This window comes from Rhodococcus sp. NPDC003348, assembly GCF_053589375.1.
In genome coordinates this window covers 97,685-121,816 of the sequence record NZ_JBSFRT010000014.1, presented here as the reverse complement: position 1 = coordinate 121,816, position 24,132 = coordinate 97,685, and the positions used below count along the sequence as shown (strand labels likewise).

Below are 24,132 nucleotides of genomic sequence, written 5' to 3'. Positions count from 1 at the left end.
TCGCCCCGACCGGGGTGAAATTCACTCACGGGCAGCGAAGCCGCACTACACGATCCGGCGGGCCTTCATCCCGTCGAACACGGGCCCGACCTTGACCACGTCACCGGTCTGCGGGGCGTGCACCATCTGTCCGTTGCCGATGTAGATCGCGACATGGCCGGGGCCGCCGGACTGCCAGTTGCCGAACAGCAGGTCGCCGGGCCGCGCGTCGGCGAGCGCGATCTCGGTGCCGATGTTCCACTGCGTCTCCGACGTCCGCGGCAGCACGAGCGTGTCGCCGGTCGCCGCGTACATCGCGTAGGAGGTCAGGCCGGAGCAGTCGAAGCCGCCACCGGACGGGCCGTTGATGTTGCCGCCGCCCCACACGTACGGCAGGCCCAGGTAGCGCAGCGCCGCCTCGACCACCTTGCCGCCGATGCTGCCGTCGGACCCGCTCAGCGGAGCCAGGATTGCCGCGAACACCGGTTCCGAATCCCGAATCTTCTTCACGTAGGGCTTGGTCTGGTGCTCGTAATCGAAGGCGCCGTTGGGCATGCCGCCGGCACGGCGCACGGCCTCGACTCCCGCGTTGTATCCGGCGAGGGTCAGGTCCAGGGTGTCGCCCTGGACGACGCCCTGGCGCTTCCACTCGTCGATCTGACCGTACATGTCACACAGCAGGTGCCCGGACGCCATCACCGGGTCCGCGACGCCGAGGATGTCGACCTTGCCGTCTCCGTCGGCGTCCTTGCCCCACTTCTCCCAGGTGCCCGGCATGAACTGGCCGGGACCGCGGGCGCCGGTCCGGGACACCGGAGCGGTCGGGCCGTAACGGAAGCCGTTCTCGGCGTTGTACAGCGCGGCCAGGATCGGGGCCTTGATGCCGTCGCAGAGCGCGCCTGCCTTGTTGAACCAGGGCACGAACACCGCGATGGAGCCGATCGGGGCGATGTTGCCGCCCGGGAATGCGGCGTCGAGCGAGGTCACCGCGCGGGACAGGTCGCCGCCGAACGGCACCTCGGCGACGTCACCGCCGTAGGCGTCAACTTGCGGCGTCGACGGCGCGACGGGCGGGGCCGGCGGCGGTTCGGGAGCCGGTTCCGGAGCGGGCGGAGCGGGAGGCGCCGGCGGCAGTAACGGTTCGATAGCGCTCTGCGCGGCGGCCGTCGCGTCCTGCACGGCCTGGGTGGCCTGCCCCTGCAGCTGCTCGGGCAGCATGCCGATGACGTCGGCGACCTGCTGATCCGCTGCGGGAGACGTGGCTTGGAAGGATTGGATGGCTTGTGCTGCTTGATCTTTGACCGGGGCTGGTAGGTCCGCGCCCTGCACGAGACCGCCAAGTGCCGTGGCAACGGCAACGATGACCGCCGATGGGTCAACCGCCATGCGCATCCTCCCTCATCTCGACCGAGGCGCGTCAGCCCCTGGGCCGCCCCCTGTATGTGACTCGGATCACCGTATGACGCATGTCGCGGCAACGGGCGCATTTCGAGCGAACTCTTAGACGGCCTTCAGGTTGTCGGGCACCGCGAGCACCGGTCCGGGGAAAACAGCCGTCGACCTGCACCACGGCTACCGCACCACCCGTGTCGCGACGTGGGCACGGCCGATCACGGAAGCGCTGCCGGCCTGGTCGAAGGGGTGGCCCGACCCACTCACGGCGGCGAACTCGGACGCGGCGGTCGGGGCGGCGTCGACGATGTTCCCCCGCAGGTGCACGATCGCACGATAGGCACGGGTCACGGCAAGGTTCGGCAGCGACGCGCCGACCGGCACGGAAATGGTCGTCGCCACCGTTCATCGGCGCCCGCGCGCGCCGCACCGTCATGTTGCGGGCGAGCGTCGCGGGCTCCACGCGGCCAGCCTAGATCGGCTGCGCCGCTCGCGCGCGGCGTACGGGTCCGGAGACCCGTGCGCCGCGCGCCGGCGGGAAGTGTCTAGCCCAGCGCCTGCTCGACGTCGGCCAGCAAATCGGCGGCGTCTTCGATGCCGACGGACAGGCGCACCAGATCCTCGGGAACCTCGAGTTCGGAACCGGCGGTCGAGGCGTGGGTCATCGCGCCCGGGTGCTCGATCAGGGACTCGACGCCGCCGAGCGACTCGGCGAGGGTGAAGATCTTTGTGCGTGAGCAGAAGTCGAGCGCCGCCTGCTTGCCGCCCTTGAGCCGCACCGAGACCATTCCGCCGAACCGGCGCATCTGCCGCGCCGCCACCGCGTGGCCCGGATGCGACGCCAGGCCCGGGTAGATCACCTTCTCGACCGCGGAGTGCCCGGTCAGCAGGTCGACGATCTTCTCGGCATTGTCGCTGTGCCGCTCCATCCGCAGCGCCAGCGTCTTGATACCGCGCATGGTCAGGTAGGCGTCGAACGGACCGGGCACCGCACCCGCACCGTTCTGCAGGAACGCGAACTTGGTGTCGAGATCCTCGTCGTCGGTCACCAGCGCACCGCCGACGACGTCGGAGTGGCCGCCGAGGTACTTGGTGGTCGAGTGCAGCGCGACGTCGGCACCGAGCGCGAGCGGCTGCTGCAGGTACGGCGACGCGAAGGTGTTGTCGACGACGATCTTCGCCCCGGCCTCATGGGCGACCGCGGACAGCGCCTCGATGTCGCCGATGTTCAGCAGCGGGTTGGTCGGGGTCTCGACCCACACCAGCTTGGTGTTCGGCCGGATCGCCGCCCGGACGGCGTCCACGTCGTTGATCGGTGCCGGGGTGTGCTCGATGCCCCACTGTGTGAACACCTTGTCGATGAGCCGGAACGTGCCGCCGTAGGCGTCGTTCGGGATCACCAGGTGGTCGCCGGGCCGGAGCACCGACCGCAGCAGGCAGTCCGTGGCTGCCATACCCGACGAGAACGCCCGCCCGAACGCCGCGCCCTCGATAGCGGCGAGGTTCGCCTCGAGCGGCCGGCGGGTCGGGTTTCCGGTGCGCGCGTACTCGAAGCCGCCGCGCATGCCGCCGACCCCGTCCTGCGCGAACGTGGAACTGGCGTAGATCGGCACGTTCACCGCGCCGGTCTGCGGATCCGGCTCGTACCCGGCGTGAACTGCCCTGGTGGAGAATCCCTGCTGCTCGCTCATCCGCTCAGCCTACTGAGCGCCGGCGCTCAGGAAGCCGAGCAGGTCGTGCCGCGTGATGACGCCGACCGGCTTGCCGTCGTCGACGACCATCAGCGCGTCGGTGTCGCCGAGCGCCTTCGTCGCGGCGCTGACCGGCTCCCCGGAGCCGATCAGCGGGAACGCCGGGCTCATGTGCTTGGACACCGGATCCGCCAGCTGCGCGCGACCCTCGAACACGGCGGAGAGCAGTTCCCGCTCGGTGACGCTGCCCGCGACCTCACCGGCCATGACGGGCGGCTCGGCACCGACCACCGGCATCTGCGAGACGCCGTACTCACGCAGGATCTCGATCGCGTCGCGCAGCGTTTCGGTCGGGTGGGTGTGCACCAGGTCCGGGAGCTCTCCCGACTTGCCCCGCAGCACGTCCCCGACGGTCGGCTCGGCGGGCTTGCTGCCGTCGAGGGGGGTGCGCAGGAAGCCGTAGGACGCCATCCACTTGTCGTTGAAGATCTTCGACAGGTAGCCGCGACCGCCGTCGGGCAGCAGCACCACGACCACCGCGTCCGGGTCCCGCTCGGCGACCCGCAGCGCCGCGACCACGGCCATGCCGCAGGAGCCACCGACCAGCAACCCTTCCTCGCGTGCCAGGCGGCGGGTCATGTCGAACGAGTCGGCATCCGAGACGGCGATGATCTCGTCCGGGATCGACGGGTCGTAGGCGGTGGGCCAGAAGTCCTCGCCGACGCCCTCGACCAGGTACGGCCGCCCGGTGCCTCCCGAGTACACCGAGCCCTCGGGGTCGGCGCCGATGACCTTGACCTTCCCGCCCGAGACCTCCTTGAGGTAGCGACCGGTGCCGGTGATGGTGCCGCCGGTGCCGACACCCGCGACGAAGTGCGTGACCTTGCCGTCGGTGTCGCGCCAGATCTCCGGGCCGGTGGTCTCGTAGTGGCTGTCCGGGCCGCCCGGGTTGGAGTACTGGTCCGGCTTCCAGGCGCCGGGGATCTCCTTCACGAGGCGGTCCGAGACGTTGTAGTAGCTGTCGGGGTGCTCCGGCGCGACCGCGGTCGGGCACACCACGACCTCGGCGCCGTACGCCTTGAGCACGTTGCGCTTGTCCTCGCTGACCTTGTCGGGGCAGACGAACACGCACTTGTAGCCGCGCTGCTGCGCGACCAGCGCCAGACCGATGCCGGTGTTGCCGGACGTCGGTTCGACGATCGTCCCGCCCGGCTTCAGCGCGCCGGACGCCTCGGCCGCGTCGACCATCTTGACCGCGATCCGGTCCTTGGAGCTGCCGCCCGGGTTGAGGTACTCGATCTTCGCGGCCACCAGGCCGGAGCCGGGTGAGACCACCGAGTTCAGCTTCACCAGTGGGGTGTTTCCGATGAGGTCGACGACGTGATCCGCGATGCGCATGCCCCCATCGTCCCAGAGCGCGCCCGGTCGGCAACACCTGGGCGGACCGTCGCGAACGGCGGCGATCCCCTGCCGGTTCTCGATGAGTGGGACGGGCGAGCGAGCTCACACTCCACCCCGCACGCCCTGCTTCTGCGGGCGCCCCAGATACGCTTGCGAATCAGATTCACGGCCAGTCCATTTCGACGCCGCACCTTCCACCACGACGTTCGAGGGAACTCGGTGCGATCGCACTCCGTCCCGGTGGCCAAGCAAGCGCATGGTAGGAACAGCGGCATCGCCACGTAACGTCTGACACAGGACACCGCTGTCGTAGCTGACACGACAGCACGAATGAATGGAGTACTCATGCCCGAGGCAGTCATCGTCTCCGCCGTGCGCTCGCCGATCGGCCGCGCCGGCAAGGGATCGCTCAAGGACATGCGTCCGGACGAGCTGGCCACCCAGATGGTCGCGGCGGCGCTCGCCAAGGTGCCCGAGCTCGATCCCCGGGACATCGACGATCTGATCATGGGCTCCGGCCAGCCCGGCGGCCAGGCCGGCTTCAACATCGGTCGCGTCACCGCCGTCAACCTGGGCTACGACTTCCTTCCCGGCGTGACGGTGAACCGCTACTGCTCGTCCTCGCTGCAGACCACCCGCATGGCGATGCACGCGATCCGTGCCGGTGAGGGTGACGTCTTCATCTCCGCCGGCGTCGAGTCGGTGTCGTCGTTCACCTCCGGCAACGCCGACGGCTGGCCGGACACCAAGAACACCGGCCGCTACGGCGAGGCAATGGAGCGCTCGCTCAAGGACGCCGAGGGCGGCGTCGTGTGGAGCGATCCCCGCGAGAAGGGCCTCGTCCCCGACGTCTACCTGGGCATGGGCCAGACCGCCGAGAACGTCGCGACATACACCGGCATCAGCCGCGAGGACCAGGACCGCTGGGGCGTCCGCAGCCAGAACCGCGCGGAGGAGGCCATCAACCGCGGCTTCTTCGCCAACGAGATCACCCCGATCACGCTGCCCGACGGCACCGTCGTCTCCACCGACGACGGCCCGCGCGCGGGCACCAGCTACGAGAAGATCAGCCAGCTCAAGCCGGTCTTCCGCCCGGACGGTACCGTCACCGCCGGCAACGCCTGCCCGCTCAACGACGGCGCGGCCGCGCTGGTGATCATGTCCGACACCAAGGCCAAGGCCCTCGGCCTGACCCCGCTCGCGCGCATCGTCTCCACCGCCGCGACCGGCCTGTCCCCCGAGATCATGGGCCTCGGCCCGATCGAGGCGGTCAAGAAGGCACTCGGGTTCGCGAAGATGTCCGTCTCGGACATCGACCTGTTCGAGATCAACGAGGCCTTCGCGGTCCAGGTGCTCGGCTCGGCCCGCGCGCTCGACCTCGACGAGGACAAGATCAACGTCTCGGGCGGCGCGATCGCCCTCGGGCACCCGTTCGGCATGACCGGTGCCCGCATCACCAACACCCTGCTCAACAACCTGCGTGAGCAGGACAAGACCTTCGGCGTCGAGACCATGTGCGTCGGCGGCGGCCAGGGCATGGCGATGGTGCTCGAGCGCCTGAGCTAGTCACCTCCGCCGAACGGGCGGTCACCGGGCATCCGCCCAGGTGTCCGCCCGTTCGGCGTCTCAGCGGTCGGTACGGTCCGCGATCAACTCACCGATCGGCAGCGCCGACGTGGCGGCGGGCGAGGGCGCGTTGACGACGTGCACCATCCGGTCGGTGGACCGGATCAGGAAGTCGTGCACGAAGCCGCCGTCACCTCGGACCGCCTGCGCGCGGATGCCCGCGTGCCGGCCCTGCAGGTCGTCGAGTTCGAGCGACGGACAGTACTTCCGGCACTCCGCGAGGTAGCCGCGCTTGAAGACCGCGTTGCGCATCTCGCGGATCCCGGTGCGCACGTTCGCCGCGGCGACTCGGCGCATCCCGGGGAAGCGCAACATTTCCATGACGTCGCGGCGGTCGACCCCGAAGGGCCGGTACTTCTCCCGCGCAAACCCGAGGACCGCGTTGGGGCCGACGGTGATGTCGCCGTCGACCGTGGGGCTCAGGTGCACCCCGAGGAACGGCAGGTCGGGATCCGGGATCGGGTAGATCAGGTGCCGCACGATCGACGACTTCTCCGGCCTCAACCGGTAGTACTCACCGCGGAAGGGCACGATCTGGAAGTCGGTGTGCAACCCCGCCAGCCGCGCGATCCGGTCGGCCTGCAGACCGGCACAGGCGATCAGGGTGCGGGCCCGGACGGTCGTGTCCGCCGTCGAGACGGTGACCGTGTCGGAGCGTTCGGAGATCTCGACGACCTCGGCACCGGTACGGACCTCGCCGCCGGACGCCGTGACGCCCTCGGCGAGCGCGCGGCACACCTGTCGGTAGTCGATGATGCCGGTCGCCTTGACGAGCAGCGCGCCGAGACCTGACACCAGGGGTTCGCGGTGGTGGAGTTCGGCGGCGCCGAGCCGTTCGTGGTCGATGCCGTTGATCCGGGCGCGGTCGACGAGCGCGTCCATCCGTGCGAGTTCCGTCGGGTCGGTCGCCACCAGTAGTTTCCCGGTGACGCGGTACTCGATGCCGTGGCGCTCGGCGAACCGTTTCGTCGCCTCGGCACCGCGCTTGCACAGGTCCGCCTTCAGGCTGCCGGGCTCGTAGTAGATGCCCGCATGGATGACACCGCTGTTGTGCCCGGTCTGGTGGGCCGCGACCTCACGTTCCTTCTCGAGCACCACCACCGACGCGCCGGGGTTGCGTCGTAGCAGCGCCCGCGCCGTCGCCAGCCCGACGATCCCACCGCCGATGACGCAGAAGTCGTGGTCCACCCGCCCGATGATGCCCCCCGGATGCGCCGAACGGGCGGTTACCTGAGCATCGGCTTCAGTGCCTGCCCGGTAACCGCCCGTTCGGCGGAGTCCGCTAGTCGTTGTTGAAGTAGCTCAGCAGACGCAGGATCTCGACGTACAGCCAGACCAGGGTGACGGTCAGGCCGAGGGCGACGCCCCACGCCGCCTTCTCCGGCGCCTGGGCGCGGATCAGCTGGTCGGCGGCGTCGAAGTCCAGCAGGAAGCTGAACGCGGCGATGCCGATGCAGACGAGGCTGAAGATGATCGCCAGTCCGCCGCCGTCCCGCAGACCCAGTCCACCATCGATGAAGAAGCTGGCGATCAGGTTGCCGAGCGAGAGCACCACGACACCGATCAGGGCGCCGATGATCATCCGGGTCAGCCGCGGCGTGACGCGGATGGCGCCGGTCTTGTAGACGACGAGCATGCCGAAGAACACACCGAACGTACCGAGCACGGCCTGCGCGATCAGTGCGGCTCCGCCGACCCCGCCGAACTGGACGTCGGTGAACATCAGCGACAGCGCGCCCAGGAACAGTCCCTCGCAGGCCGCGTACGCCAGCACGATCGCCGGATTGTCCATCTTGCGACCGAAGCTGGCGACCATCACCAGCACGAGGCCGACGAGACCGCCACCGATGACGAACGCCGACGCCAGGCCCGGGTTCCCGTGCGAGAGCGAGTACGAGATGATCGCGGCGATCGTCAGCACACCGAGCGTGATGCCCGTCTTGGTGACGACGTCGTCAATTGTCATGGACCGCTGGGCGGGTCCGGTGGTGTAGGGCTCGGCCTGCGTGTACTGCGGCTGGCCGAACTGCTGGGTCATCTGCCCGGCGCCCGCCGCGGCAGAACCGAACGAGGCGTATCCGCCCTCCTGCTTCGGGAGGTTGCGGAACACCGGGTTGCTGGTGGTGCGCACCGTGCGTGTCCCTTCTTTCATGGCCCGTGGGCCTGTCGTGTCATTTTGACGCGACTGCGGCGGGTCTGTCCCGCCCACTTGTCCGTACAACGACCGCGCCCTGCGAGTAAGTTCCCGGGGACGGACAATTCGGACTCTACCGTCCCGACCTCCGGATCACCGCGCCACGGAGCGGGTGACGGTGAACTTCGGGTTACGCCCGACCTGCTCGGTGGGCCCGACGGCCGCGGTCAGCTCGGGTTTGTAGCCGAGATGTGAGTTGTACACCGTCCACAGCTCACCGCCGGGGCGCAGGACGCGGCCGGCGGCCCGGAACATCGCCAGAGCGGCACCGGTGTGCACCGCGGCACCGACGTGGAACGGCGGGTTGCACACGATCAGGTCCACGCTGCCGTCGGAGAGGGTCGACATCGCGTCGTCGCGCAGCGCGGTGACGCGCCCGGCCGCCCCGTTGGCGTGGGCGGTGGCCGCGGCGGACGCGACGGCGGCCGCCGACTGGTCGGTGGCGATCACGGTCAGGTCCGGTCGCAGCCGCGCGAGGGAGACCGCGAGGATCCCGGTGCCACAGCCCAGGTCGACGGCCGTGCGTGCGGTCGGGTCGGTGCGAGGCAGGAAATCGAGCAGGAACCGGGTGCCGATGTCGAGCGCCGGTCCGGCGAACGCCGCACCGTGCGCGACCACGTCGAGCCCCAGTTCCGCGAGGCGTTCACGCCGGGGATAGGTCCCCGGCACCGGTATCGGCTTCGCGGCGACGAGGACGCGGGACTTCTGCCGTCCCCGGGTTGCGTGCACGTCGGCGAAGCACGAGGCGAGCACGTCGTTGAAGGCGTGGGTGAGGTGCTTGTCGCGACCGCCGGCGTACACGACCACCGACGGATCCGCATACCGCGCAACGGTTTCCGCCATCTCCGTGAGTGCGCTCAGGCTGCGCGGCAGTTGCACGAGCACCACCGTCGCACCGGCGAGCAGCTCCTCCCCCAGCGCGCACTGCCGGTACCTGCCGACGAGGCCCGCGCGGTCGGCGTTGCCCGCGAGCGCGAGCTCCCCGGTCAACGGATCCTGATGCACCCGAACCTTGCTCGCCCCGAACCCGGCGACCGCCCCCAGGGTCAGCGCGCCGTACCGGTCGCCGATCACCGCGACCGCGCCCGGCGGCGCCGCCGCGAGCGCCACAGCGGCCTCGTCGAGGATCAGCCGGTCGGCACCGTCGACGGCATACAGGTTGGGCGCCTCGACGTCGGGATGGCGACGCAGGGTGGCGAAGAGTTCCTCGGGGACCGGCACCCGCCCAGTCTCTCAGGTGCGCGGCAGGTCTCCCGATCCGTCCCCGGATCCCGCCGCTAGGACACCCAGGTGACGACGGAATCCAGGTCGGCGCGGCCGGTGCGGAACGTGTTCGCCGGATGGGCCAGGTCGGGATACCCGAAGGAGATGGCGCACAGCACGTTCCGGTCGTCGGGGATCTCGAAGAAGTCCCGCACGTACGGGGCGCATCCGGCCAGTGCCGCCTGCGGCACTGTGGCAACCCCGAGGCTCTGCGCGGCGAGCAGGAAGGTGTTGACGTAGAGCCCGCAGTCGACGGCGGCGTAGGTGCCGAGAGCGGCGTCGGTGGTGACGATCGCGACGTGCGGGGCACCGAACAGGTCGAAGTTCTTCAGCGTCTGCTCGGCGGATGCCTGCCGATCTCCGGCGATGCCGAGGCTCGAGTACAGCTGCAGCGCGCACTCCTTGCGCCGATCCTGGTACACCCCGTGGTATCCGCTGGGGAACTCGATGTCCGGGGCCTGCGCGACCGAGCGCACGGCCTCGGCGAGCCCGCGCCGGAAGCGTTCGGTGGCGTCACCATCGGTGACGGCGACCTGCCACGGCTGGGTGTTGCACCACGACGGCGTTCGCTGGGCCATCGTGAGGATCTCGACGATCACGTCCTCGGGGACCGGATCGGGAAGGAACGCTCGGCAACTGAATCGCGATGAGAGCAGGGTCGCGAGGGTTGCGGGTTCCACGGCGGTGTCGGTCACGAATTCCGATCCTAGAGAGTCGAATTCCGGGGCGTCACGACCGGTCCCACTCAGACGTTGCGGCCGTTGTTGCCCCAGGTGACCGAGACGCCGTTGTCGCGCAGCCACGCCGACGGGTCGACCTTGTTGCCCTGCGGATCCCACACCTCGAAGTGCAGGTGCGGCCCCGTGGACTGGCCACGGTTGCCGACGGTCGCGATCTGCTGGCCGGCGGAGACCTGCTGCCCGACGGCCACCTGGTAGTCGTTGACGTGGCCGTAGACGGTGATCGTCCGGTCGGCGTGCATCACCCGCACCCACAACCCGAAGCCGGATGCCTGCCCCGCGGAGATCACGGTTCCGTCCTCGGCGGCGAGGATCGGGGTGCCGATCGGCGCGGCGATGTCGAGGCCGCCGTGGTGCGCGCCCCACCGGGAACCGAAGTCGGAGGTCAGCGTGCCGTTGACCGGTTGGACGGTGCGCGCGGGCAACGGGTTCGTGGAACCGAAGTTCTGGTCCTCGACCCACTGCTTGGCGGTCGCGAATCCGGGGATCGAGTCCGCGGCGAGGTCCGGCACCTCCACCGTCGCGGGCACCTCGACACCGACCGAGCGCAGACCAGCGGTGACGTCGGACGGCAGAACCGGAATGTCGACGGTGGCCGCCCCGGCGGTGGCACCGCCGAGCTGAGCACCGCCGACGATGATCGCACCGGTCGCAGCAGCCACGGTGGCGGCCTTGACGCCCGTTCCGTGACCTTGAGCAGGAGCGCGGTGACGACCGCGGACGGCGTCGGGATCGACGACGGCGAACGCGACGGTGCGCGCCCCTGAACTGCGATGATCTGCCACGGGCGATACCTCATCCGTTTCTTCGGTCGGCGGCCCGCAGGTTCCTGCGCACCGTTTGTCCGCGTCCGAAGATAACAAGATGGTCTCGACCCCGTCTACATTTACCGAACCTTGATGTCGGGTCGGATCAGGAACCCCAGGTGGGCACGACGCCGCGGTCGCCGAGCCAGGCATTCGGGTTCAGCCGGTTGCCTGCGGCGTCCCACGCCTCGAAGTGCAGGTGCGGGCCGGTCGACTGGCCTCGGTTGCCGACGGTGGCGATCTGCTGCCCGGCCGCGACCCGCTGACCCACGTGCACCGAGTACGTGTCGACGTGGCCGTAGACGGTGACCGTGCCGTCGTCGTGCCGGATGCGAACCCACTGTCCGAACCCGGACGCGGGTCCGGCGTTGATGACCTCGCCGTCGGCAGCGGCCTGGATCGGCGTACCGATCGGCGCGGCGATGTCGATACCGCCGTGGTGAGTCCCCCAGCGCGCGCCGTAGCCCGAACTCAGGGTCCCGGAGACCGGCTGCACCGTCCGAGCCTTGAAGGGCGTGCCGCTGCCGGGGCCGACCGCGGCGAGCAATCCCGCGGCCCAGTCCCCGGCGGGACCGGCGGGCACGTCGATCGCGGGGACCTGAACCCCGGCGGGCAGGACGCCGGCCGGGACCTGAATCGGCTGGGCCGAGGCGGCGCCGGCGCCGAACTGGACACCGGCGACGGCGATGGCGCCGGTCACGACTGCGGCAGCCGAGAGAGTGAAGCGGCGGGTGAGCGTGTGAGAACGAGTAACCGTCCTGTGGGTGTTGGCCACAGTTGTTTCCTTCAATCTTCGTCGCGACGCGGGGCGCGTCGTCATCCACTGGCTCGGTCGCGCACTTCCCCAGCACGACCGGGATCCCCCGGAACGCAGACGAACGTAACGAAGTCATCTCGACACGTCGATCGTGACCAAATATTTATCAAAAATTGATCTTGATGAGGCCGATGCCGAAAACGGCAGGTCCAGCACCTTCCTGAAGTTCGTACACTGCACAGTGATATCAGTCACAGTATCGCCGTTTCGCGGCGAGATCCGGCTCGGCCGTGCTCGGTTCCGGACACGAAAAAGGCCCCCGCCGCGCGTCCTCGGGGACGCGGGGCAGGGGCCTTCGGGACCCTGGAGGCCTAGGCCAGCGCCTTGGCCTTGAGCTGGTCGTATTCGGCCGGCGTGATGGTGCCCGCATCGAGCAGCGACTTCGCCGACGCGATCGCGTCGGCCGGCGTGGCGCCCGCAACCTTCTTGATGTACGCGTCGGCTGCCTCCTGCGCCTCCGCATGCGCCGCGACGGACCGTTCGGTCATGCCCCGGCCACGGGCAATGAGGTACACGAACGCGGTCAGGTACGGGAACACGACGAGGAAGATGATCCACACGACCTTGATCCAGCCGCTGGTCTTCCGGTCCCGGAACAGGTCACCGATGATCTGGAACAGGACGATCAGGTACGCGACGAAGGCGAAGACGAGCAGGGTGTACCAGAGCAGTTCCCAGAACGAGTCGAGCATGAGGTGCAACCACTTTCACGAGGAGGACCCACCCCGTGGTCCGGGACGGGGCAACGCACTTCGAGGGACGAACCGCGCCCCCGAGGGAACGCACCCCGAACCCGTGGTCCAGGCCGCGCGCGCACAGCATCGCACACCATTTTGCTCCAGCGTTGCTATCTGACGTTTGAACGACACGCGTCGCAGGGCGCATCCCCACCCGGAACGATCGATGCCCGCCACTCCAGACGGAGTGGCGGGCATCGATCCGCACGTCCCGGCGCAGGCGCGCCCGCGCGCGTTTCGCGGCGAATTCGACCCCAGAGGCCGTCGGCACCTACGAGCCCAGCGCATCCTTGAGCAGATCGGTCAGAACCTGCGAGAGAACGCCGATGAGAATGGTTTCCGCGCTACCCATGATTGCTCCTTCGGTGCATTTCGTACTGTCGAACGGAACGGTACGACACCGAGGCGCCCCGTGGGTGTGTTTCAACTGAACAGTCGTCCAAAAGTTGATGACCGCTCGGGTGCCGGACGGCCGCCGGGCGCGACCCGACGGGTTCGACCCGGCCCCCGTTCGACCGACAGACCGGTTCGCCTGGCAGAAACTCGCGCTACGTCACCACCGCAGGCGACCGTACGGCCGGACCCGTCGGCGGTCCAGTTGACCACCCCGCGCCGATTCGCCCGTGCTATTGACAGGCAAACTCCGTCCGGCCGGCGAGTGCACACCCCGGCGATCTCACAGACCACCCCCAACCGACAGAGACCTCTCTGGTCAACCTCGAGTCGACCGAAGCGCGCGTTCCACACTGTTCAAATCGGCTGCAACATTTTTCACCGACGATTGGCTACAGTTACCGCGGCGCGCCCGGGATGGGACTCTTGGGGCGCGCCGCGCTCCGGCGCCGCCAGTCGGCGCCGGAGCACCCGATCGGGCTCCTCCTGCCGTCATCGGCTAAAAGTTCGCTATGGATATCTCGCGCCGGCCTCCATCACATCACTCCCCGGTACGCCGCGCCGGCACCTCTGGTCACCGCTTCCCGGGCACGTAGATGCGACGAGAACGGCTGCGGCAGTGGGAATCTGAACCGACCATCTCGACATCGATCTCGTCGCCGCACCCGTCGCAACGGGGTATGCGGGTGGATGCAGACCCCCCGAAACGACGAAACGCCCCCCACCTGAGGGGGGCTGCGGTGGGAGGCGTTTCGTTTGGAGCTCGGTCAGCGTCGATCAGCTGAAGGCAGCAGCCGCACCGACGACGGTCAGGACTGCACCCAGACCACCGACGATGGTGCCGACACCGCTGACGATCGGCTGGATCTGCTTGATGAGCTTGAGGTCTTCTTCGGACGAACCCATGGAACGACTCCTGTTGATCGAGAGGTGATTTCGGCGCATCTCTCGCGCGCCGGACACATTGGTACCAGAGGAAAAGCACCGTAATGGCGCCCTCTACATGAACCTCAGGCAAACACCCTGGACGAGCACACAGAGTTCGCCGGCAAGCAACCTCCGCAATACCTGGAGTTTCCCCAATGGACCCGACACGAAGAGGCACCGCTCCCGGTCACACCACAGCAGGCGGTTCCAAATGTGAAGAATGACCGGGTATTACGCGAATGGGCGGCTGAGAATCCATGGCGATGGTCCCGATGTGAGGCGCGCCCCGGGACGGTGACGAGGCCGGCGACCGACCTGGGGACAGAATGGCCGCGCAGAGAGCCTGCAACGACCCACGAAGCGCGGTGTCCAACCGAACACGTACCGTCCGGGCTCGCCGGCGGCGTCAGTCGGCGACCACGTCGGAGGTGTCCCGCGGCGTGGCGATCGAGTGCCCCCAGTCGGACTCGAACCGACACTTTGCGGATTTTAAGTCCGCTGCCTCTGCCAATTGGGCTATGGGGGCCGGCCGAAGCCGTGGTGGAAATCAGAGCACCGAGAGTGCGATCCCGTCCAGGATGTCGTGCTCGCTGACGATCAGCTCGGTGATGCCGGCGCGGCGGGAGAGTTCCCGGCCGAGAACGTCGGCGACGATCGCGCCGCCACCGATCACGTCGACCCGGCCCGGATGGATCGTGGCGATCGCGGCGCGCTGCTCGTGCGTCATGTGCAGAAGGCTGTGGTTGACCTCGTGCAGCCGCTCCAGCGACATCCGCGACAGGTGCACCTGCTCGGCGTCGTAGTGCGGCAGATCCAGAGACACCGCGGCGAGGGTGGTCATGGTGCCCGCGACACCGACCCAGGTGCGCGCCTGCTCGACGGGTACCCGGTCGAACGCCTCGCCGAGCTTCTCGGCCGCGAAGGCCTGCGCCGCCAGGACCTGGTCCTCTGTGGGCGGATCGTCGTGCAGGCACCGTTCGGTGAGCCGAACGCAACCGATGTCGGTGGAATACGCGGCGTGTACCCCTCCCCCGTCGCCGAGGACCACCTCGGTGGAACCGCCACCGAGGTCCACGACGACGAAAGGTCCTGTCGCCGGGTCGAGTTCGCCGACCGCACCGGCGAACGACAGCCGCGCCTCCTCGTCGCCGGTGATCACCTCGGCGCCGGCCCCGGGGATCACGGCGCCGAGCACCTCACGCGTCATCGCGAAGAAGTCCTCACGGTTCGCGGCATCCCGTGTGGCGGACGTCGCGACCATCCGGACCTTGACGGCACCGGTCTCGCGGATCATCCCCGCGTACTCCTCGAGCGCAACCCGGGTGCGTTCGATCGCCTCGGGGGCGAACCGCCCGTTGGCGTCGACGCCCTGGCCGAGTCGGTTGACACGCATCTCCCGGACCACGTCGGTGAGGCGGCCGCTCTCGTCGGCGTCCGCGACGAGCAGACGGATCGAGTTGGTGCCGCAGTCGATCGCGGCGACCCGCTGCCCGGCAACGCTGCTCATTCGGCGCGGCCTTCCGGTGCGACATACCGCGGCCAGTCCTCGGGAATGGCGGTGCCACGCAGCCCGGCGTCGGCGGCGAGGGCGACGGACTCGTCACCGAACGGGTTCACGCCCGGCCCCTTGGCCAGGGCGTGCGCCATCAGCACGTGCAGACACTTGACCCGGTCGGGCATCCCGCCGCCGGTGAAATCCGTTCCGAGCGAGTCGATTTCGTTGCGCTCGGCGAGATACGACTCGTGCGCGCGGCGATACGCGTCAGCGAGTTCGGGGTCGCTGGACAGGCGCTCGGTCATCTCCTTCATCACGCCGGCCGACTCCTGCCTGCTCGCCTCGGCGGTCAACCGCGGGTCGGTGAGGTAGTAGAGCGTGGGGAAAGGCGTGCCGTCGGGCAGGCGCGGCGCAGTCTTGACGACTCCGGGGGTGCCGTCGGGTGCGCGGTACGCGATCGCGAGCACACCGCGCGGCTCGCGGCCCAGCTGCGCTGCGACGACCTCCAGGTCCGCCTGGGGAACGTTGTTCTCGGCCGGCTCGGTCACCCGGTGGGCCCTCCTTGATCTTGTGGAATGGTCATCGACCCGGCACCGTCGGGTGCGGGGGCGGGTGCCTGCGGCGCCGGTGCGGGGGTCGCGGTCGGGTCGGGTTGCGGCTCGACGATCGGCCGCCACAGGTCCGTGTACCAGGGGTCGCCGTCGTGCTTGGGCTTGGTGAGGTCCTCGACGGGCGGGGCGGTCGCGCCCGGCAACTGCACCTGGTACGGGGTCTCCCCCGGCATCACGTACTGCAACCGTTCGCGGGCCTGCGCCCGCACGTAGGCCGGGTCGTCGGCCTGCTGGTTCTCGCGCGTGAGCCGCGCGACGTCGGCTTCGAGCTGCTCCCGCTGCTCGGCGACCTGCTCGGCCTCGCTGCGCTGGGTGAGGTAGGTGCGCAGCGGGACCGCCAGGGTCAGTGCCAGCGCGCAGATCACCATCGCGAGGACGACCGCACGGGCGGTGGAAAGCCCGAGGATGGTCCGTTCGGGGGTCGGCGCCACCGGTCGGCGACGACGGGACCGTGCGCCGACCGGCTTCTCGGTCGGCGACGGTGTTGCTCCGGTGGCCTCCGGCGGGCCGGAGGTGTCCGGGTCGCCGGGCGCGGCAGATCCCGTGGGGCGGGTCCGCGACGACGGGCGTCGCGCCCCCTCCCCGCCGCGGCTGCGACGGGGATCACGGCCTCCCGGGCTACCGCCCGGTCGGGACCTGCCGCGCTGGCTCATGATCGGTCGGCCGGATCAGGCGCCGAACGCGAAACGCGGGAACGCGAGCTCGCCGGCGTAGCGGGCGGCGTCCCCGAGGGACTCCTCGATCCGCAGGAGCTGGTTGTACTTGGCGACGCGCTCGGAGCGGGCGGGGGCACCGGTCTTGATCTGGCCGCTGCCGACGGCGACGGCGAGGTCGGCGATGGTGGTGTCCTCGGTCTCGCCGGACCGGTGGCTCATCATCGTCTTGTAGCCGTTGCGGTGCGCGAGGTCGACGGCGTCGAGGGTCTCGGTCAGGGTGCCGATCTGGTTGACCTTCACCAGGAGCGCGTTCGCCGCACCCTTGACGATGCCGTCCTCGAGACGCTCCGGGTTGGTGACGAACAGGTCGTCGCCGACGAGCTGGATCTTGTCGCCGATCGCCTCGGTGAGCGCGACCCAGCCCTCCCAATCGTCCTCGCTGAGCGGGTCCTCAATGGACACGAGCGGGTACGCGCCGAGCAGCTCCGCGTAGAACGCGCCCATCTCGGCGGCGGTGCGGTTCTGGCCCTCGAACTTGTAGCCGGTGCCGTCGGTGTAGAACTCGGTGGCCGCGACGTCGAGAGCGAGCGCGACGTCGGTGCCCAGCTTCAGGCCGGTCTTGCCGATGGCCTCGCTGATCAGGTCGAGCGCGGCCTTGGTGCCCGCGACGTCGGGCGCGAAGCCGCCCTCGTCGCCGAGGCCGGTGGACAGGCCCTTGGCCTTGAGCACCGACTTGAGCGAGTGGTAGACCTCGGCGCCCCAGCGCAGCGACTCCTTGAACGTGGCGGCGCCGACCGGCGCGACCATGAACTCCTGGACGTCGACACCGGTGTCGGCGTGCGCGCCACCGTTGAGGATGTTCATCATCGGCACGGGCAGCACGTGCGCGTTCGGGCCACCGACGTAGCGGAAGAGCTCGAGGCCGGAGGACTCGGCAGCAGCACGCGCGACGGCCAGCGACGCGCCGAGCAGCGCGTTGGCGCCGAGGCGGGACTTGTCCGGGGTGCCGTCCTCGTCGAGGAGGGCCTGGTCGACGGCGCGCTGCTCGGCGGCGTCGATGCCGATGATGGCCGGTGCGATCTCACCGAGCACGGCCTCGACGGCCTTCTGCACGCCCTTGCCGTTGTAGCGGTCGCCACCGTCACGCAGCTCGACGGCCTCGTGCTCGCCGGTCGACGCACCCGACGGCACCGCGGCACGTGCGAACGTGCCGTCGTCGAGCAGCACCTCGACCTCGACCGTGGGGTTGCCTCGCGAATCGAGGATCTCGCGGGCTCCGACCTGCTCAATGATGGCCACGGATGGTTCTCCTTATTGGCGGCTTTTCGTTGTGTGGGCGACGCCAACACGGCCCGGCTGCGCGGGGCGTTGACGATTTCGCTACATAGTGCCAGGTCTGAGCCTAACCGCGGCAACCGGCTGCGGTGCCGTGGCACACGCCGGGTGATGAGTCACAGCGCGCTCCGCACGGCGAGTCACAGCGCGCCCCACACGGCGACTCACGGTGCACTCTTCACGGCATAGGTGTTGGCCCGGTCCCGGACGTCGAGCAGGTACTGGCCGGACAGGTTGTACGCCATCAGCGCCTGCCGCCAGCCCGCTTCGGTGGTGAGGTCGCCGCCGCGGGCGCACAGGTACCGACCGGCGGTCAGCGCGGCGTCGTCGATGTTGTCGGGGTCCGCGACCCCGTCGCCGTTGGCGTCGACGCCCCAGCGGCGCCAGGTCTCCGGGATGAACTGCAGCGGTCCCATTGCCCGGTCGTGCACCGGGTCGCCGTCCATCGCACCGCCATCGGTGTCGGGGATCTCGGCGACACCCGGTCCGCCGTCGAGCGGGATGCCGCGGATCGGCGGGGCGACAGTGCCGTCGGCGGCCACCCGGGCACCCCGATGAGTGCCGTGCCTGCTCTCCACCCCGGCGATGCCGGCGAGTGTGGTCCAGGCGAGCCCGCAGTCGGGCCGCGACTGCGCCATCACCGCAGCGGCGTACCCGTACGCCTCCAGCGCGGTCCCCGAGACGCCGATCGCGTCGGACACCCCGGAGGCCCAGTCGGCGAGCCGGTCGGCGGTGCGGCCGGGACCGTCGACGTCGATCGGCGGCAGCGGCGCGCCGGGCCGCGGTGGGACGTCCTGCGGAATCGGCACCGTCGGCTGCTGCGAGCAGCCGGAAAGGACGGCCGCGAAGGTGAGCGAGGCAGCGACGCCTCCCATTGTCACGGTTCGGCGGGTCACCGTGTCCATCATCCACACCGCGAACCCTCGGCAACCAATCCGGGCATATCGGGCACCCAGGCACCACCCCGAATCCGGCTTGTGGTAAGTGCTACCTTATCCGGGAGCTACCAAGGTTCGCCTTCCCTGAATTCGGGCGGGTGACCACGCACAGAATGAGGGGCCACCCGTGCTCGCACTCGCCGCCGACGCCACCGCGCCGAGCATCGCGACCCAGCTGTTCGGCAGCGGCCTCATCGGACTCCGCGAAGGCCTCGAAACCGGCATCGTGGTCATGATCCTGATCGCGTTCCTGGTCAAGTCGGACCGCCGCGACGCCCTCAAGTGGGTGTGGCTCGGCGTCGGCGCCGCCGTCGCGATGGTGGCGATCATCTTCGCCGCCATCCACTTCGGCACCTCCACCGTCACCGGCACCGCAGCCGAATTGATCAGCGGCATCGCCTCTCTCGTCGCGGTCGCGATCGTGACCGCGATGGTGCTGTGGATGCGCACCGCCGCCGCGTCCATCTCCGGCCACCTCAAGGACAGCCTCGGGAAGGCCCTCGCGGTCGGCCCGGTCGCCGTCGCCGCGATGGCGTTCTTCGCCGTCGGCCGCGAGGGCGTCGAGACCGCGCTACTGCTCGTCGGGTACGCGGAGAACGCGGGCAACAGCGTCTGGCCGCTCATCGGACTGCTGCTCGGCATCGCGGTCGCCGCGGTGCTGACCGTGCTGCTGTACTTCGGCGCCGTCCGGATCAACTTCGCGAAGTTCTTCAAGTACACCGGCGTCTTCCTGATCGTCGTCGCGGCAGGCATCCTCGCCTACGGTGTCCGCGCCCTGCAGATCGCCGGCTGGCTGCCCGGCGGCTCGAACCTCGCGTTCGACGCGTCCGCGAGCTTCGACACCTCCAGCTGGTACGGCACCGTGCTGCAGGGCATCTTCAACTTCCGCCCCGACCCGACGGTGCTGCAGGTCGTCGCGTGGGTCGCCTACATCGTGATCGTGCTGCCGCTGTTCCTGCGCCCGGTCACCAAGAAGCAGCCCGCGGCGCCGAAGCCCGCGTCATCCGCAACGTCCGACCTTCCCGCGTAACCGAAAGGCACCACCACCGTGCGTCGATCCACCCCCGCCCTGGCCCTGCTGGCGCTGACCCCGCTCGCGCTCGCGGCGTGCACCGCGAAGACCGAGTCGGACGCAGACGCGATCGCGGTCACCGCGACCGACACCACCTGCGACATCGCGGCGAACACCGCGACCACCGGCACCACCACCTTCTCGATCACCAACAACGGATCGAAGGTCACCGAGTTCTACGTCTACGGCGCAGGTGACCGGGTGATGGGTGAGGTCGAGAACGTCGGTCCGGGTCTGACCCGGCAGCTGATCGTGAACCTGCCCGAGCCCGGCACCTTCCACACCGCCTGCAAGCCGGGCATGGTCGGCGAGGGCATCCGCTCGGAGTTCACCGTCACCGGTGAGGCGAAGGTCTCCACGGACGAGTCGGGCCGGCTCGCCGAGGCCGCCGACGGCTACAAGCGCTACGTCACCAGCCAGGTCACCGCACTGCAGGAGACGGCGGCGAACTTCGTGGCCGCGATCAAGGCCGGCGACGTCGCGGCGGCGAAGGCGCAGTACCCGACCACCCGCACCTACTACGAGCGCATCGAGCCGATCGCCGAGTCCTTCCCCGACGACCTCGACCCGCGCATCGACCTGCGGGAGGTCGACGTCGAGCCGGGCCAGAAGTGGACCGGCTTCCACCGGCTCGAGAAGGACCTGTGGGTGACGGGCTTGCAGCCTGACACCAACGCGATGGCCGACCAGCTGATCGCCGACCTGCAGGAACTCGCCGACGGCATCGCCGCCGAGGACTTCACCGTCGACCCGATCCAGGTGGCGGGCGGCGCCCAGACCCTGCTCGACGAGATCTCCCGCACCAAGATCACCGGCGAGGAGGACATCTTCAGCCACACCGACCTGTACGACTTCCAGGCCAACGTGGACGGCTCCCAGGCCGCGATCGCCTCCGTCCGTCCGATCATCGACGAGCGCAACCCGGAGCTGGGTCAGCGGATCGACCAGCGGTTCGCCGACCTCGACGCCGCCCTCGCCCAGTTCCGCGCCGGTGACGGGTTCGTCTCGTACGACACGGTGACCGAGCCGCAGCGTCAGGAACTGTCGCACAAGATCGACGCATTGTCCGTCGAGGTCAGCCAGGTGCAAGGTGTCGTCGCCGAAGCCTGATTCCATGTCTGATTCCCGGCCCGGGATCTCCCGCCGTGCCCTGTTCGGCGCGGTCGGAGCGGGCGTCGTTGCCGCCGGGGCGGGCGCTGCCGTCGGTCGCCTCACCGCACCCGACACCGGCTCCTCCTACGGAGAGGTGGTCGAGTTCCGCGGAGCCCATCAGGCCGGCATCGTCACCCCCGCGCAGGACCGGATGCACTTCGTCGCATTCGACGTGACCACCGACTCGCGCGACGACCTGGTGGCGCTGCTGCAGAAGTGGACCGTGATGGCCGAGCGGATGACAGCCGGCAAGGAGGCGGCCGAGGACGGCGCTCTGGGTGCCGGCGCGCACAACCCGCCCTCCGACACCGGCGAGGCCCTCGATCTCGACGCCTGCCAGCTGACGCTGACGATCGGCTTCGGCCCGTCGCTGTTCGAGAAGGACGGCAAGGACCGCTTCGGCATCGCGGACAAGCGGCCCGCCGCCCTGGTCGATCTGCCGAAGTTCACCGGTGACGCGCTGGAGCCTGCCCGCAGCGGCGGCGACATCTGCATCCAGGCGTGTGCAAACGACCCGCAGGTCGCGGTGCACGCGGTGCGGAACCTGGCCCGGGTCGGGTTCGGCACCGTCGCGGTCCGGTGGTCGCAGCTCGGGTTCGGACGTACCTCGTCCACGTCGACGAGCCAGACCACTCCGCGAAACCTGTTCGGGTTCAAGGATGGGACGCGCAACATCAAGGCCGAGGAGGACGCCTCGGTCAACCAGTTCGTCTGGGTGGACCCGGCCGACGACCAGTCCTGGATGGGCGGCGGCTCCTACCTGGTGGCCCGGCGCATCCGAATGCTGATCGAGTCGTGGGACCGCACCGTGCTGACCGAACAGGAGCGTGTCATCGGCCGCGCCAAGGGCAGTGGCGCTCCGCTCGGACAGCAGGACGAGTTCGACGAGCTCGACCTCGACTCGAAGGGCCCGAAGGGCCCGCTCGTGGACGAGGCCGCGCACGTGCGCCTGGCATCGAAGGAGGAACTCGGCGGCATCGAAATCCTGCGCCGCGGATACAACTTCACCGACGGCTCCGACGGTTTCGGCCACCTCGACGCGGGACTGTTCTTCATCGCCTACTGCCGGGATCCGCAGAAGCAGTTCGTGCCGATGCAGCAGAACCTCGCCCGCAACGACGCGATGAACGAGTACATCAAACACGTCGGCTCCGCGGTGTTCGCGGTGCCGCCGGGCGTCGAGGGCGACGCGTTCTGGGGATCCTCACTGTTCGGCGGCTCCCTCGCCCAGAACGGTCAGGCGGAGAAGTGAGCGGTCAGTAGGCGCCCTCGGCGCGGAACACGGCGGCGGCGGTCTTCCACAGGATCATCACGTCGAGCGCTATCGACCAGTTCTCGACGTACCGCAGGTCCATCCGCACCGATTCCTCCCAGGAGAGGTCGCTGCGGCCGCTGACCTGCCACAGGCCCGTCAGACCGGGTTTGACGAGCATCCGCCTGCGCACACCGCCGTCGTCGTACTTCTCGACCTCGGCGATCAGCGGCGGCCGGGGACCGACGAGGGACATGTGCCCGGCGACGACGTTGAACAGCTGCGGCAGCTCGTCGATGGAGTACCGCCGGATGAAGTGACCGACCTTGGTCACGCGTGGATCGTCGCGGATCTTGAACAGGACACCGGCTCCCTCGTTGGCACGGGCCAGCTCGGCCAAGCGTGCGTCGGCGTCCCGAAACATGCTCCGAAACTTGATCATTTCGAATGTCGTGCCTGCACGTCCGACCCGGGTCTGCCGGTAGAACACGGGACCGGGACTGGTCAGCCGGACCGCACAGCCCACCGAGACCAGCAACGGCGACAGCGCGACCAGCAGTGCCAACGCCAGAACGCGATCCAGAACCGACTTGACCACCCACGCGGGTCCGGTGAAACGCGGCGCGCTCAACTGCAGCAGCGGCGTGCCCGCCACCGGGCTGATGTGCAGCCGCGGCCCGACGATGTCCATGAGCGCGGGAGCAATCAGCAGATCCGCCCCCGTGCCCTCGAGGTCCCACGCGAGCCGCTGAGTGCGCGACTGCGACCACCCGATCGACGGCAACAAGGCCACGGCCGCGTAGCCGTGCAGGGTGACGATCCCGACGATGTCCCGTTCGGTGCCGACGACGGGAACCCCGGCGACGTCGACTGGCAGGTTCTCGGGCACAGCACCTCCGAGGCAGACCGCCTCGACGTTCCATCCGGCGTGCGCCGCCCCCTTGGTTCGGTGGATCAACTCCCGAACCGACGTCTCGTCACCTGCAGCGACCACCGACCGCAGGTACGCACCCGACCTGCGCCGGTGATGGAGCCATTTGCGCAGCAGGTAGCGGCCGACCAGCGACGACATCGCAGCGAGCGGCAGTGCCCCGAACACCCAGGAGTGTCCGCCCGCGGTCTCGGCGGCATACCCGACGACCGCCATCAGCGCGATCACCGTCACGAATGCCGACGCGACGCGGCGGAATTCGTCGGGACCACAGCCGAGAACCCGTGGATCCCATGCGTGATTGAGCGCCAGCGCCGACAGTGCCAGTGACGGAACCGCGAGCGCAACAGCGAGATTGGCCGGGAGGTTGAGGACCGACAGGTCGTGATAAATCGTGGACACGAACGCGTCCGCAGCCAGCAGGCTCAGCGCGTCGATGCCGAACGCCATCCTGCCGTATCGAGCTTCCCAACCCGGCCGTGCCGGTGCCGGGAGCGGCAACGGAAGTCGCCAGGCTCCGGATGCGCGGGCGGGTTCCACGAACGGCCGTCCACACACTGGACACACGAGGCTCGCCGTGTCTCGTGTGGTCGGCTTGGTCCCCGAACCGACCGTCGTGTTGCATTCGCACATCTGGAATGCCCAACCTGTTGCAATCCGCCCCAACAAACTTGGGCTAAAACATACTCCAAGTTGGTTCGTGTGCTCAAGTGATACTCTTACC

At 69.2% G+C, this 24,132-nt stretch carries 22 protein-coding genes and 1 tRNA gene; 4 read left to right on the top strand and 19 right to left on the bottom strand.

Annotated elements, in window-relative coordinates:
- Positions 1-45: 45 nt before the first annotated feature.
- The 4 genes from ACWDU4_RS12150 to ACWDU4_RS12135 all read right to left on the bottom strand — a co-directional run bounded on the left by ACWDU4_RS12150 (position 46) and on the right by ACWDU4_RS12135 (position 4,460).
- Entirely contained in the window at positions 46-1,365 is a 1,320-nt protein-coding gene (locus tag ACWDU4_RS12150; RefSeq protein WP_450114150.1) for a C40 family peptidase, read from the bottom strand.
- Positions 1,366-1,551: 186 nt separating this feature from the next.
- Complete coding sequence (locus tag ACWDU4_RS12145; RefSeq protein ID WP_450114149.1) at positions 1,552-1,773, bottom strand: hypothetical protein; 222 nt, start codon at positions 1,771-1,773, stop codon at positions 1,552-1,554.
- 143 nt (positions 1,774-1,916) lie between these two features.
- Positions 1,917-3,062, bottom strand: a complete 1,146-nt coding sequence (locus ACWDU4_RS12140; RefSeq protein ID WP_450114148.1) for a cystathionine gamma-synthase — start codon at positions 3,060-3,062, stop codon at positions 1,917-1,919.
- A gap of 9 nt (positions 3,063-3,071) precedes the next feature.
- Positions 3,072-4,460, bottom strand: a complete 1,389-nt coding sequence (locus ACWDU4_RS12135; protein ID WP_450114147.1) for a cystathionine beta-synthase — start codon at positions 4,458-4,460, stop codon at positions 3,072-3,074.
- Between the two features lie 348 nt (positions 4,461-4,808).
- Between ACWDU4_RS12135 and ACWDU4_RS12130 the strand changes: the two genes are divergently transcribed.
- A complete protein-coding gene (locus ACWDU4_RS12130) occupies positions 4,809-6,029 on the top strand; it encodes an acetyl-CoA C-acetyltransferase (protein ID WP_450114146.1) in 1,221 nt (406 codons plus the stop codon).
- 60 nt (positions 6,030-6,089) lie between these two features.
- Here ACWDU4_RS12130 and lhgO read toward each other — a convergent pair whose 3' ends face one another.
- The 14 genes from lhgO to ACWDU4_RS12060 all read right to left on the bottom strand — a co-directional run bounded on the left by lhgO (position 6,090) and on the right by ACWDU4_RS12060 (position 18,938).
- Positions 6,090-7,277, bottom strand: coding sequence for an L-2-hydroxyglutarate oxidase (gene lhgO / locus ACWDU4_RS12125; RefSeq protein WP_450114145.1), 1,188 nt, complete (start codon positions 7,275-7,277; stop codon positions 6,090-6,092).
- Between the two features lie 94 nt (positions 7,278-7,371).
- Positions 7,372-8,220: a Bax inhibitor-1/YccA family protein gene (locus ACWDU4_RS12120; protein WP_450114144.1), complete on the bottom strand. Its 849-nt coding sequence runs from the start codon at positions 8,218-8,220 to the stop codon at positions 7,372-7,374.
- Positions 8,221-8,376: 156 nt separating this feature from the next.
- The gene (locus ACWDU4_RS12115; RefSeq protein WP_450114143.1) at positions 8,377-9,504 is read right to left on the bottom strand and encodes a class I SAM-dependent methyltransferase; all 1,128 of its coding nucleotides are present in this window, start codon (positions 9,502-9,504) and stop codon (positions 8,377-8,379) included.
- A 56-nt stretch (positions 9,505-9,560) separates the two neighbouring features.
- Positions 9,561-10,241 (bottom strand): nitroreductase, encoded by a 681-nt coding sequence (locus tag ACWDU4_RS12110; RefSeq protein WP_450114142.1) that lies wholly within the window; start codon positions 10,239-10,241, stop codon positions 9,561-9,563.
- A 50-nt stretch (positions 10,242-10,291) separates the two neighbouring features.
- On the bottom strand, positions 10,292-11,071 hold the full coding sequence (locus ACWDU4_RS12105; RefSeq protein ID WP_450114141.1) for a M23 family metallopeptidase: 780 nt from the start codon (positions 11,069-11,071) through the stop codon (positions 10,292-10,294).
- 127 nt (positions 11,072-11,198) lie between these two features.
- Entirely contained in the window at positions 11,199-11,867 is a 669-nt protein-coding gene (locus tag ACWDU4_RS12100; RefSeq protein ID WP_450114140.1) for a M23 family metallopeptidase, read from the bottom strand.
- Positions 11,868-12,220: 353 nt separating this feature from the next.
- Complete coding sequence (locus ACWDU4_RS12095) at positions 12,221-12,601, bottom strand: SHOCT domain-containing protein (RefSeq protein ID WP_450114139.1); 381 nt, start codon at positions 12,599-12,601, stop codon at positions 12,221-12,223.
- A 1,215-nt stretch (positions 12,602-13,816) separates the two neighbouring features.
- On the bottom strand, positions 13,817-13,945 hold the full coding sequence (locus ACWDU4_RS12090) for a hypothetical protein (protein WP_450114138.1): 129 nt from the start codon (positions 13,943-13,945) through the stop codon (positions 13,817-13,819).
- 473 nt (positions 13,946-14,418) lie between these two features.
- A tRNA-Leu gene (locus tag ACWDU4_RS12085) sits at positions 14,419-14,492 on the bottom strand.
- Between the two features lie 21 nt (positions 14,493-14,513).
- On the bottom strand, positions 14,514-15,473 hold the full coding sequence (locus ACWDU4_RS12080; protein ID WP_450114137.1) for a Ppx/GppA phosphatase family protein: 960 nt from the start codon (positions 15,471-15,473) through the stop codon (positions 14,514-14,516).
- A complete protein-coding gene (locus tag ACWDU4_RS12075) occupies positions 15,470-16,009 on the bottom strand; it encodes a DUF501 domain-containing protein (protein WP_450114136.1) in 540 nt (179 codons plus the stop codon). The genes ACWDU4_RS12080 and ACWDU4_RS12075 overlap by 4 nt, the downstream gene beginning before the upstream one ends.
- Positions 16,006-16,503, bottom strand: coding sequence for an FtsB family cell division protein (locus ACWDU4_RS12070; protein WP_450114135.1), 498 nt, complete (start codon positions 16,501-16,503; stop codon positions 16,006-16,008). The genes ACWDU4_RS12075 and ACWDU4_RS12070 overlap by 4 nt, the downstream gene beginning before the upstream one ends.
- Positions 16,504-16,740: 237 nt before the next feature.
- Complete coding sequence (eno, locus tag ACWDU4_RS12065; RefSeq protein WP_450114134.1) at positions 16,741-18,027, bottom strand: phosphopyruvate hydratase; 1,287 nt, start codon at positions 18,025-18,027, stop codon at positions 16,741-16,743.
- Positions 18,028-18,227: 200 nt separating this feature from the next.
- Complete coding sequence (locus ACWDU4_RS12060) at positions 18,228-18,938, bottom strand: lytic transglycosylase domain-containing protein (protein ID WP_450114165.1); 711 nt, start codon at positions 18,936-18,938, stop codon at positions 18,228-18,230.
- Positions 18,939-19,128: 190 nt separating this feature from the next.
- Here ACWDU4_RS12060 and efeU point away from each other — a divergent pair, with 190 nt between their 5' ends.
- Genes efeU through efeB form a run of 3 tightly spaced genes read left to right on the top strand, consistent with a single transcriptional unit; the run spans position 19,129 to position 22,477 of the window.
- Positions 19,129-20,031, top strand: a complete 903-nt coding sequence (gene efeU / locus ACWDU4_RS12055) for an iron uptake transporter permease EfeU (protein ID WP_450114133.1) — start codon at positions 19,129-19,131, stop codon at positions 20,029-20,031.
- A gap of 18 nt (positions 20,032-20,049) precedes the next feature.
- On the top strand, positions 20,050-21,183 hold the full coding sequence (efeO, locus tag ACWDU4_RS12050; protein WP_450114132.1) for an iron uptake system protein EfeO: 1,134 nt from the start codon (positions 20,050-20,052) through the stop codon (positions 21,181-21,183).
- A gap of 4 nt (positions 21,184-21,187) precedes the next feature.
- Positions 21,188-22,477 (top strand): iron uptake transporter deferrochelatase/peroxidase subunit, encoded by a 1,290-nt coding sequence (gene efeB / locus ACWDU4_RS12045; protein ID WP_450114131.1) that lies wholly within the window; start codon positions 21,188-21,190, stop codon positions 22,475-22,477.
- Positions 22,478-22,481: 4 nt separating this feature from the next.
- Here efeB and ACWDU4_RS12040 read toward each other — a convergent pair whose 3' ends face one another.
- A complete protein-coding gene (locus ACWDU4_RS12040; RefSeq protein WP_450114130.1) occupies positions 22,482-23,858 on the bottom strand; it encodes a sugar transferase in 1,377 nt (458 codons plus the stop codon).
- Positions 23,859-24,132 lie beyond the last annotated feature (274 nt).